This is a genomic window from Vibrio ezurae NBRC 102218 (assembly GCF_000467185.1).
In the GTDB taxonomy this organism is placed as follows: domain Bacteria; phylum Pseudomonadota; class Gammaproteobacteria; order Enterobacterales; family Vibrionaceae; genus Vibrio; species Vibrio ezurae.
This window is the reverse complement of the sequence record NZ_BATM01000037.1, coordinates 172,236-182,786: the sequence shown is the minus strand read 5'-3', so window position 1 is coordinate 182,786 and position 10,551 is coordinate 172,236. Positions and strand designations below refer to the sequence as shown.

The window sequence follows — 10,551 nt, the reverse complement described above, 5'->3', positions numbered from 1 at the left end:
GGAATACCAACCTGACGACCAAGTAGGATGTGCTCACGAGTTTGAGGCATTGGACCATCAGTTGCAGCAACAACTAGGATACCACCATCCATTTGAGCAGCACCAGTGATCATGTTTTTAACATAATCGGCGTGTCCTGGACAGTCTACGTGTGCGTAGTGACGTTCTGGAGTATCGTACTCTACGTGAGAAGTAGCGATTGTGATACCGCGCTCACGCTCTTCTGGAGCATTATCGATAGATGCGAAGTCTTTAGCTTCACCACCGTATACTTTTGAAAGAGTAGTACAGATAGCTGCAGTTAGAGTTGTTTTACCGTGGTCAACGTGGCCGATAGTACCAACGTTTACGTGCGGTTTCGTACGTTCAAATTTTTCTTTAGACACGATCGTGTTCCTTCCTAGTTATGATTCGCCGCGACCGAACATAGTCGAGGCGCGCCAGAATTTGCTATTTTAAGCATCAAACGCCTTTAGCGCAATATTTAGGCGCACTGATTTGAAAAAATTCATCAGCTCTATTTAGCGCCTAAATGATTAACCACGCTCGGCAATAATAGCATCAGCCACATTCTTCGGCACTTCAGCGTACTCACTAAACTCCATAGAGTAAGAAGCACGGCCTTGTGTCGCTGAACGTAAGTCAGTTGAATAGCCAAACATGACAGACAATGGCACCTGCGCACGGACAACTTTGAGTCCAGCAGTTCCGTCTTCCATGCCTTCAATAATGCCGCGGCGACGGTTTAGATCACCTACTACACTACCCATCCAGTCTTCTGGCGTGGTTATTTCAACTTTCATCATTGGTTCAAGGAGAACTGGTTGTGCATCAAGTGCACCTTCCCTGAACGCCATTGAGGCAGCGATTCTAAACGCTATCTCACTTGAGTCGACATCATGGTAAGAACCATCAACTAAGGTCGCTTTGACATCCTGCATAGGATAGCCAGCAAGCACACCATTAATCATTTGCTCTTCGATACCTTTCGATACCGAACTGATGTATTCGCTAGGAACTACACCGTCCACAATATCGTTCACAAAAACAAAACCTTCGCCCGGTTCTGATGGCTCAAGCTCAAGCCATACGTGACCATACTGGTTACGTTCACCTTGACGAATAAATTTACCTTCAACCTTGGTCTTGCCACGAATCGCTTCGCGATAAGCAACCTGAGGGTTACCTACGTTACAACCAACGTTAAATTCACGCTTCATACGGTCAACGATGATATCTAAGTGAAGCTCACCCATACCAGAGATCAAGGTTTGACCTGTTTCGTCATCCATTTCCACGTGGAAAGAAGGATCTTCGGCAGCTAGCTTCTCTAAAGCAATGGCCATTTTATCTTGGTCTGCTTGAGATCTAGGTTCTACCACAATTTGAATTACAGGGTCAGGGAATTCCATACGTTCTAGAATCACCTTGTGATTCTGATCGCACAATGTATCACCTGTTGTCACATCTTTTAAGCCAATCACGGCCGCGATGTCACCTGCATACACTTCTTTCACTTCTTCACGCTTGTTCGAGTGCATTTGCACAATACGACCAAGACGTTCTTTTTTCTCTTTCACTGAGTTGTAGACTGTTCCAGCCGATTTAACAACACCAGAGTAGACGCGCATGAAGGTAAGAGTACCTACAAACGGGTCAGTTGCAATCTTAAATGCTAGTGCAGAAAACGGTTCTTTGTCATCGGCATGACGCTCGACTTCATTCTCGTTTTCATCAACACCTTGAATTGCAGGTACATCAACAGGCGATGGTAAGAAATCAACAACCGCATCAAGTACTGCTTGAACACCTTTGTTTTTAAAGGCACTACCACAAGTTGCGAGTACGATTTCGTTGTTAAGAGTACGAATACGTAGACCTTGTTTGATCTCTGCTTCCGTTAACTCACCTTCTTCAAGGTACTTATCCATCAGCTCTTCGTTAGCTTCAGCCGCAGCTTCCACTAAGTTAGTACGCCATTCTTCAGCACTTTCAAGCATATCAGCCGGGACATCTTCATAAGAGAAAGACATACCTTGATCAGCTTCATTCCAGCTGATGCGCTTCATCTTGATCAGGTCTACAACACCTGCAAATTCATCTTCAGCACCAATGTTTAATTGGATAGGCACTGGAGTTGCCCCAAGACGCTCTTCAATTTGGTCGACAACACGTAGGAAGTCAGCGCCTGTACGGTCCATTTTATTCACGAACACTAAACGAGGAACACTGTACTTATCCGCTTGACGCCACACTGTCTCAGATTGAGGCTCAACACCCGACGCGCCACAGAAAACAACAACCGCACCATCAAGTACACGCAAAGAGCGTTCTACTTCGATAGTAAAGTCAACGTGTCCGGGGGTATCGATAATGTTGATGCGATGATCTTGGAATTGAGCTTCCATACCGCGCCAAAAGGTGGTGGTGGCCGCAGATGTGATAGTAATACCACGTTCCTGCTCTTGCTCCATCCAGTCCATGATAGCTGCGCCGTCATGAACCTCACCAATTTTATGAGAGAGACCGGTATAGAATAGAATACGCTCACTTGTGGTTGTTTTTCCTGCATCTACGTGAGCTACGATACCGATATTACGGTAGCGCTCAATAGGAGTTTTACGAGCCACGATTCTATCCTCTTATTAGGGACTATTAATGTTTTAAAAATATAGGCTTTTAAAATATGAATAGACCCTATTTTTCCTTTCTGAAAAATAGAGAAATGCAGCGAGCAAAGCTCGCTGCATTAAAGGTCTTACCGAGGGATTACCAGCGGTAGTGAGCAAACGCTTTGTTAGCGTCAGCCATGCGGTGAACGTCTTCACGTTTCTTAACCGCAGTACCTTTGTTCTCAGACGCGTCTAGCATTTCAGCAGCTAGGCGTTGAGCCATAGATTTTTCACCACGCTTACGCGCAGCTTCAACCAACCAACGCATAGCAAGAGCGTTACGGCGAACCGGACGAACTTCTACAGGTACTTGGTAAGTTGAACCACCTACACGGCGAGATTTAACTTCTACCGCTGGGCGAACATTTTCAAGAGCTTCTTCAAATACAGCTAAGTGGTCTTTACCAGACTTCTCAGCCATAGTTTCTAGTGCAGTGTAAACAATTTTCTCTGCAGTAGATTTTTTTCCGTCAACCATAAGGATGTTAACGAATTTTGCCAGCAGTTCAGATTTGAACTTAGGATCTGGAAGGATCTTACGCTGACCAATAACGCGACGACGTGGCATAGGAATTCTCCGTTGTCTTCTTCAGGTTATCCAAAACTTTACAGTTTCTTCAAAATTAAAATTTAATTTAGTGTTTGGCCTTACTTAACGGAATCCATTAAGACTTAGGACGCTTCACACCGTACTTAGAACGACCTTGTTTACGGTCATTTACGCCTGCACAGTCAAGTGCACCGCGAACAGTGTGGTAACGCACACCTGGAAGGTCTTTAACACGACCGCCACGGATAAGAACAACACTGTGCTCTTGAAGGTTGTGACCTTCACCGCCGATGTACGAAGTCACTTCAAAGCCGTTCGTTAGACGAACACGGCAAACCTTACGAAGTGCTGAGTTAGGTTTTTTTGGTGTAGTAGTGTAAACACGAGTACATACACCACGTTTTTGTGGGCACGCTTCTAGTGCAGGCACGTTGCTTTTAACAACTTGCTTTGCACGTGGTTTACGTACCAACTGGTTAATAGTTGCCATTAACTAGCTCCTGATTACTTAAAATAAGCTTTGTGAAAAATCTAAGCCCTATCACACTAGTGCAATTAGGGACGCGAAATTCTATTCGGGGACGGGAGGGGTGTCAAGAAATATACAGATCTTTTTTAACATCTGAGCCGATCCAGGGCAGATCGATACGATAATCACGCTTTAGATTAATTTTCTGCGTTTATTTACCAAGTGAGGGATTTACTGTGCTCTGCAGTAAGGTCAACAAAACCAGCAAAATCCACGCATTCGATATGCGTTGCACACACAGCTTCTAGCCCGCGAGCCGCTACATCGGGTTGCAACGCCTTTACTGTCACTTGCGAAGGCAGCTTACTATGTAACTTATGTTTAGGATTGATGGCGTACACGGCTTCTTCAACCAATAATACACTGTCTTTATCTAGTATGTAGGCAGACAGAGTCTCCACACATTGTAAACGAGTCACTATATGCAACATAAATTAAAACCTTAATACCACATCACTATCGGCAAGCTTTTGAGCTATTTCATTACTACTCAGTACTTGGGTGTCTAAAAACAAATCCTGCGCTGAAAAGCCAAGTTCATTAAGGCTACTATTACACACAAATAGATCGTCTACTTCATACAGGTCCAGCAGTCGAAATGCAGAAATATAGTCACGACTTAATATCGATTGAGGCTGTTGATGCTTTAATAACTGACTGACGCCATCACCAATAAAAAATAACGACAAGTTTTCGCTATACGCTGAGGTCGCTAATACCGCGTCCAATGCTTCACGACCACTGGCTGTCGCGTGTGGCGAAGAGGTAAAAACAAATGCGATACTTTTCAAAACTGCACTACCCTATCTTGACTCAATAGTGATTCTGCTAAGCTACCCAGCCCAGACTGTTCAAAACCATCTGCCAGATTGGACTGTGGCAACTGATGTTGTTCGGCTTCTTGTTGCCCAACCACACCTCGGCGCAAAGCTGCCGCTACGCAAGTTTGTAACAATACGCCATGCTCAGCCGCTAATTGTTGCCATGCAGAAACCAAATCGAATTCATCATTGGCCGGTACTGTTAGACCATTGCCATTAGTTACGCCCTGCTGATAAAAAAAGACATTCACTAAACGATGCCCTTTTTCAATGAGGGCACTGGCAAATTGATAAGCATTCAAACTTGATTGCTCACCATATACCTCTCCATTCACCACTAAGGTGTACGTTAGGCTCAAATCATTCGTCCTCAGTCTTACGCTGACGGATGTACAAATACACGGTATGTTTTGAGATATTTAAACGATCCGCCACACTACTGATGGCGTCTTTAATGTCAAAAATACCTTTATCGTACAATTCCATTACGATTTGACGGTTTTTAGTATTATTTGAAACCAATTTATCCGCGTTTACTTCATCGATAGTGCGCTCAACCGTTTGATCCACTAGTTCTTCAACATCACTGGCAAAGTTGACTGATGATGCAGCTGCCTGAGCTTCTTCAGTTGGCATGAATGAGGTAAGCACTTGTGAAAAAGGTGCGTCTAAATTTACATTAATACACAGCAACCCAATCACACGATTATCTCCATTGCGAATGGCAACGGTGATCGACTTCATCAATACGCCACCTTTGGCACGAGTAAAGTACGAACGTGAGAAGTTTCTTTCTGAACCTTCAATGTCTTTTAGCATTTTAAGGGCAAGAACAGTGATTGGTGAGCCAACTTGGCGGCCGGTATTTTCGCCATTAGCGATGCGTATGGCTGAGGTATTGAGATCTTCTAATGAATGAAGAACGATTTCACAAAACTGTCCTATCAAACTGGCAATACCATCAACTACAGCTTCATAGGAGCGCAGGATGATTTTGTCGTGCTCTGTAAAAGGCTTGATATCTACAGAATCCAACTCTAATAGCGATTCAGCATCAATAATTTCAGTGTTCACGTGTCTATCCAGTTAACATTTCAAATAATAAGTTAAAGTTTATCAGATTATTTGAAAAAAGAGAGGGTAAGCTGAATGAACACATTAATATTCTGATCTAAATCATAAACAAAATGCAAAAAACCGAGGCAAGCCTCGGTTTTATAAAGCCTATTTGCTATTACTTTGTAGCAGGCTGTGCAGCTGGTGCTTCAATACCCAGTAGCTCAACTTCAAATACTAGCGTTGAGTTAGCAGGGATAGCAGGAGACTCTTGGTCGCCATATGCTAGCTCTGGTGGGATAACAAATTTGTATTTAGAACCCACTTTCATAAGTTGCAGACCTTCAGTCCAACCAGGAATCACACGGTTAAGTGGGAATGTTGCTGGTTCGCCACGGTCGATAGAGCTATCGAACTTAGTACCGTCAGTTAAAGTACCTGTGTAGTGAACTTTAACTACGTCAGTTGCTTTAGGAGTCGCGCCGTCACCTTGTTTTTCAACTTGGTAAAGGATGCCAGAATCCGTTTTTGATACGCCATCTTGCTTAGCAAACTCAGTACGGAAATCTTCGCCAGCTTTCAATGCTGCTGCTGATTTCTCAGCCGCTTTCTCAGCCATTTTCTTGCTTACACGAGCATCTAGCCCTTCAAGAACCTGACGAATCTCGTCTTCTTTAAGACCAGCATTCCCAGCAAATGAGTCTGTAATACCTTTAAGTACCATTTCATCGCTTAGTTCAATACCAATCTCTTTTGGTTTTTCTACGCTTGCTTTTAGGTAAGTCGCGAACGAAACACCGATTGCGTATGCTGCTTTATCATCATCAGACTTAAATTGCATTGCGTCTGCTGAAGCCGCTGCTTCAGTTGCTGCCGGAGCGGCTGCGTCTGTCTTTGGTGCTTCTTCTTTTTGACAACCAACTGCTAGGGCAACTGTTGCTGCAAGCAGAGAAAGTTTTAGCATTGATTTCATTTAATTCTCCAAATCATGGCGTAGCCATTGCTATAAGCACTCATAGGTGCAAATTGTTTCCGTTAAGATTCTATTGAAATTAACAAATTACAGGTCAGTGTGCGAATTATAATTACGTTTACATAACCATTAATTGTCATTTCTAAGTAAAAATGTGCAAGATACGGGGTTAGACCTTAATCTCTATATTAGTTCCCTAGCAAATGCGTTAATTTGCCCCCATAGGCAGATCTTTGTAAAAGACTCAGGCAATGTATGCCCTCTCTCGTCATCCTTTCTCATCGGCTATTCTACTACTGTAGTGGATATAGAGATGAAGGGTTAGATAATCTAAGGTAAACTGCACATCGTTTTCGATTTTAAAGGCACACTGTAATGTCAAATGCGACAGAGGTTTCTACGCTCATCCAGCAACTCAATCAAAAAATAGACGATCTTGAGTGCAAAGCTGCGTTTCAAGAACAAACCATCGATGAACTGAATGACGCTCTAAGTCAGCAACAATTGTTGATCTCAAGAATGCAAACTCAGATGAAATACGTCGTCGGTAAAGTGAAGAATATGGACACTTCAAATCTTGCTGACCCTTCAGAAGAAACGCCGCCTCCTCACTATTAATTCAACGTTTGTGCGCAGCGTTATATTTCGCACAACGAGTTATCGCCTTTAAAACAAAAAAACCTCCTATTAAGGAGGTTTTCTAAATAACGTTTAAGTGATTGAATGCTTAGTGGTTAGAGCAGCAGTCGTCGCCTTTACCACAATCACCTTTGCCGCCACAGCATTTATGATCGTCACGGCCATGAGCACCTTCTCTATGGATATGACCGTGGGCGATTTCTTCTTCTGTTGCTTCACGAATAGCCACTACTTCTACGTCAAACGTTAGAGTTTGACCTGCTAGCATATGGTTACCATCAACAACAACTTCGTCACCGTCAACTTCTGTAATTTCTACAGGAATTTGGCCTTGGTCTGTATCCGCCATAAAGCGCATGCCAACTTCTATCTCATCTACACCTTGAAATACATTGGCAGGAACACGTTGTACCATAGCGTCGCTATGCTCACCGTATGCTTCTTCAGGGCTTACAGTCACGCTGAATTTATCGCCAACTGCGCGGCCAGAAAGTGCTTTTTCTAAACCAACTACTAGGTTGTTGTGTCCGTGTAGATAATCCAATGGTGCATCTACACCGGCTTGATCAACAACTACGCCTTCTTCAAGCTTAACTTGATATGCAAGACTTACTACTGAGTTATTGTCGATTTTCATAGTCACTCCAAAAAGTTGGTTATTCAACTGTTCAAAAAAGAGGCGCAATAATACAGACTAACCTTTGCCATGGCTAGCGCTTAATTCTATTCTGGTTTAAAGATCCCAATCATATCCTGATCTTTTGCTTTTTGTTGCTTTTCTGCCGGCAAGCGAGGCTGTTTATAATCACAACTCACACATTCTACCCATTCGATGTTATTCACTTCCCACCAGCGTAAGCTATCCATATCATGACATTCTGGGCATTCGGCGCCAGCAATAAATCGCTTTCTAGTTTTCATCATTTCTATTCCAGTAATTACTCGACTGACGTTCGTTTTCTATTTCTCGACCGAAGATCTCTTCTAGCTCTTTACGCGCTTCTTTGGCTCGCAGTGCTAAGTCACTTTCATCACTATGCTGAGGCAACAACTCTTTCAGCATAGTGTTATCTAATTTATTAAAATGCTTAGCGGCGCGAGTCGCTTGATGAGGGTGCATGCCTAACGCGACCAACAATTGTCGCCCTAAATCTAGTGCGCCCAAAAAGGTCTCTCGTGAATAACCTGGCACGCCGTGATTGAGTAATTGATAGGCTTCTACGCGACTGCGCGCTCGAGCAAAAACTTTTAAGTTGGGGAAGTGTTGCTGGCACAATTCAACAGTGCGAATGATCTCATCAGGGGCATCAGTACACAGCACTATCGCTTCTGCATTTTCAGCGCCCGCTGAACGCAACAAATCAATATTAGTCACATCCCCAAAATAGACTTTATAGCCAAATTTACGTAACAGTTTTATCTGGCTTGGGTCGCTTTCTAGGATGGTCAGTTTTACTTTGTTGGCGTACATCAAACGGCCAATCACTTGTCCAAAACGACCAAAGCCCGCCACGATAACGCGTGGCTCTCGATCGCGTACCTGCTCATGAGATTCCGCTTCATCACTGCTATTGATACTGCGAGAGTAAATCCACGACTGTACTTTTAGTATTAGCGGCGTGGTCACCATCGACAGGCTGACCACCACCAACAAAAAGCTAGCCACAGAATTAGATAACAAACCCAGCGCTAGGGACGCAGTAAAGATAACAAAAGCAAACTCACCACCTTGACTTAAAATTGCCGCCATTCGACTGCGCGATTTAGACTTGATGCCAAATAGACGCGCCAGCACATATAAAATTAGCCCTTTGGCGGTGACTAACCCAACCACAGTCGCCAGAATCAAGGCTGGATTTTCAAATAATAAGCCTAGATTGACCGACATCCCCACCGAGATAAAAAACAGCCCTAGCAATAAACCTTTAAAAGGCTCAATGGTGATTTCTAGCTCATGTCGGTATTCACTTTCAGCCAACAACACTCCTGCTAAAAATGTACCTAACGCCATTGATAAACCAAGATGTTGCATGGTTACCGCAATGCCAAAGACCACCAGCAGTGCAGCAGCGGTAAATAACTCACGCGTTCCAGTAGAGAGTACGAATCGAAATAAGGGTCTGAGTAAGAAGTGGCCGGCAACTAATAAGGCAACCACAGCTAATAATGTCATCCCTACATCAGCCCAATTACCAGCTACCCCTCCTGCTAATAAAGGCAGCAAAGCTAACATAGGAATCACCGCAATATCTTGGAACAGTAATACGGCAAACCCTGACTGGCCGGTTTCACTTCCCGCCAACCCTTGCTCATCAATCACTCGCAATGCAATAGCGGTTGATGACAATGCTAAGCCCATACCAATGGCAATACTGCTCATCCATGATTGACCCAATAGGAATGCCACCATAGAGATAAACAGTGTCGATATAAGCACTTGAGCTCCGCCTAACCCTAAAATAGGGATGCGCATTGCCCACAGTTTTTTAGGATTCAGCTCCAAGCCAATTAAAAACAGCAGCAGCACCACCCCAAGCTCTGAGAAGTGCAAAATGGCATCGACGTCATTAATTAAAGACAGTCCCCACGGGCCAATCACCACTCCCGCCAGCAGATAACCTAATACTGAGCCAAGCCCCAATCGTTGCGCCAAAGGCACAGCGATAACAGCGGCACCTAAAAACAACACACTGCTTTCTATGAGTTCATTATTTAGCGCCATTACTGCCCCCTTCCACATCTGCTTGCTCAGCCAGAGGATTCGCCAACCATTGTCGATATTGCAAAGCATGTTGCGCACACTCTGCATCAGGAATCGTACGTGACCAATATAAAACCATAGGTTCAATCCAATGCATCTGACACAGTAAAGCGGTCAACTCAAACGGTTGTAATATCTGCTCTAGAGGGTATTTATTATAGCCTTGGGGAGAGAAGGCTGACTTTTGCCCTCCGGTCGTAATCACACTGCGCCAATGCTTTCCTTGCAGCGCACAGTGAGAGCCAAAAGCAAATCCTTTATCCAACACGCGATCCATCCACTCTTTGAGCAAGGCTGGGCACGAATACAAAAACATAGGGTGTTGAAACACGATGACATCGTGCTGTAGCAGGCGTTGCTGTTCTAATGCGATATCAATAAAAAAGTCTGGATATTCAGCGTATAAATCGTGAACAGTGACATTGGGCAATTCTTTGATTTGATCAATCATGCACCGATTAGCCACCGAGCTATCCGGTTCAGGGTGAGCGTATATGACCAACACTCGAGGGACACTTGAGGGGTAAGCAGACAGCTTTGTCATTCCTTG

Annotated in this window: 14 protein-coding genes; 1 reads left to right on the top strand and 13 read right to left on the bottom strand. The window is 44.0% G+C overall.

The window, feature by feature from the left end:
* The 9 genes from VEZ01S_RS12010 to fkpA all read right to left on the bottom strand — a co-directional run.
* A partial coding sequence (locus VEZ01S_RS12010; RefSeq protein WP_021714314.1) for a GTP-binding protein occupies positions 1 to 386 on the bottom strand: 386 nt, incomplete at its 3' end.
* 150 nt (positions 387 to 536) lie between these two features.
* Positions 537 to 2,630, bottom strand: coding sequence for an elongation factor G (gene fusA, locus VEZ01S_RS12005; protein ID WP_021714313.1), 2,094 nt, complete (start codon positions 2,628 to 2,630; stop codon positions 537 to 539).
* Between the two features lie 139 nt (positions 2,631 to 2,769).
* Positions 2,770 to 3,240: a 30S ribosomal protein S7 gene (rpsG, locus tag VEZ01S_RS12000; RefSeq protein ID WP_017029464.1), complete on the bottom strand. Its 471-nt coding sequence runs from the start codon at positions 3,238 to 3,240 to the stop codon at positions 2,770 to 2,772.
* Between the two features lie 97 nt (positions 3,241 to 3,337).
* The gene (gene rpsL, locus VEZ01S_RS11995) at positions 3,338 to 3,712 is read right to left on the bottom strand and encodes a 30S ribosomal protein S12 (protein WP_004399892.1); all 375 of its coding nucleotides are present in this window, start codon (positions 3,710 to 3,712) and stop codon (positions 3,338 to 3,340) included.
* Positions 3,713 to 3,906: 194 nt separating this feature from the next.
* Complete coding sequence (tusB, locus tag VEZ01S_RS11990) at positions 3,907 to 4,182, bottom strand: sulfurtransferase complex subunit TusB (protein ID WP_021714312.1); 276 nt, start codon at positions 4,180 to 4,182, stop codon at positions 3,907 to 3,909.
* 3 nt (positions 4,183 to 4,185) lie between these two features.
* The gene (gene tusC / locus VEZ01S_RS11985; RefSeq protein WP_021714311.1) at positions 4,186 to 4,542 is read right to left on the bottom strand and encodes a sulfurtransferase complex subunit TusC; all 357 of its coding nucleotides are present in this window, start codon (positions 4,540 to 4,542) and stop codon (positions 4,186 to 4,188) included.
* Positions 4,539 to 4,931 carry a sulfurtransferase complex subunit TusD gene (tusD, locus tag VEZ01S_RS11980; protein WP_021714310.1) on the bottom strand — a complete coding sequence of 131 codons (393 nt, stop codon included), beginning with the start codon at positions 4,929 to 4,931 and terminating at the stop codon, positions 4,539 to 4,541. Before tusD ends, tusC begins: the two co-directional genes overlap by 4 nt.
* Position 4,932: 1 nt before the next feature.
* Positions 4,933 to 5,646 (bottom strand): helix-turn-helix transcriptional regulator, encoded by a 714-nt coding sequence (locus tag VEZ01S_RS11975; protein WP_021714309.1) that lies wholly within the window; start codon positions 5,644 to 5,646, stop codon positions 4,933 to 4,935.
* Between the two features lie 160 nt (positions 5,647 to 5,806).
* Positions 5,807 to 6,601: an FKBP-type peptidyl-prolyl cis-trans isomerase gene (fkpA, locus tag VEZ01S_RS11970; protein ID WP_021714308.1), complete on the bottom strand. Its 795-nt coding sequence runs from the start codon at positions 6,599 to 6,601 to the stop codon at positions 5,807 to 5,809.
* 375 nt (positions 6,602 to 6,976) lie between these two features.
* Here fkpA and VEZ01S_RS11965 point away from each other — a divergent pair, with 375 nt between their 5' ends.
* Entirely contained in the window at positions 6,977 to 7,219 is a 243-nt protein-coding gene (locus VEZ01S_RS11965; RefSeq protein ID WP_021714307.1) for a SlyX family protein, read from the top strand.
* Positions 7,220 to 7,328: 109 nt separating this feature from the next.
* Here VEZ01S_RS11965 and slyD read toward each other — a convergent pair whose 3' ends face one another.
* The 4 genes from slyD to kefG all read right to left on the bottom strand — a co-directional run bounded on the left by slyD (position 7,329) and on the right by kefG (position 10,545).
* The gene (gene slyD / locus VEZ01S_RS11960; protein ID WP_021714306.1) at positions 7,329 to 7,877 is read right to left on the bottom strand and encodes a peptidylprolyl isomerase; all 549 of its coding nucleotides are present in this window, start codon (positions 7,875 to 7,877) and stop codon (positions 7,329 to 7,331) included.
* Between the two features lie 86 nt (positions 7,878 to 7,963).
* Entirely contained in the window at positions 7,964 to 8,161 is a 198-nt protein-coding gene (locus VEZ01S_RS11955) for a YheV family putative zinc ribbon protein (RefSeq protein ID WP_040890843.1), read from the bottom strand.
* Positions 8,151 to 9,962, bottom strand: a complete 1,812-nt coding sequence (gene kefB, locus VEZ01S_RS11950) for a glutathione-regulated potassium-efflux system protein KefB (protein ID WP_021714304.1) — start codon at positions 9,960 to 9,962, stop codon at positions 8,151 to 8,153. Before kefB ends, VEZ01S_RS11955 begins: the two co-directional genes overlap by 11 nt.
* A complete protein-coding gene (gene kefG / locus VEZ01S_RS11945) occupies positions 9,949 to 10,545 on the bottom strand; it encodes a glutathione-regulated potassium-efflux system ancillary protein KefG (RefSeq protein WP_021714303.1) in 597 nt (198 codons plus the stop codon). Before kefG ends, kefB begins: the two co-directional genes overlap by 14 nt.
* Between the last annotated feature and the right edge of the window lie 6 nt (positions 10,546 to 10,551).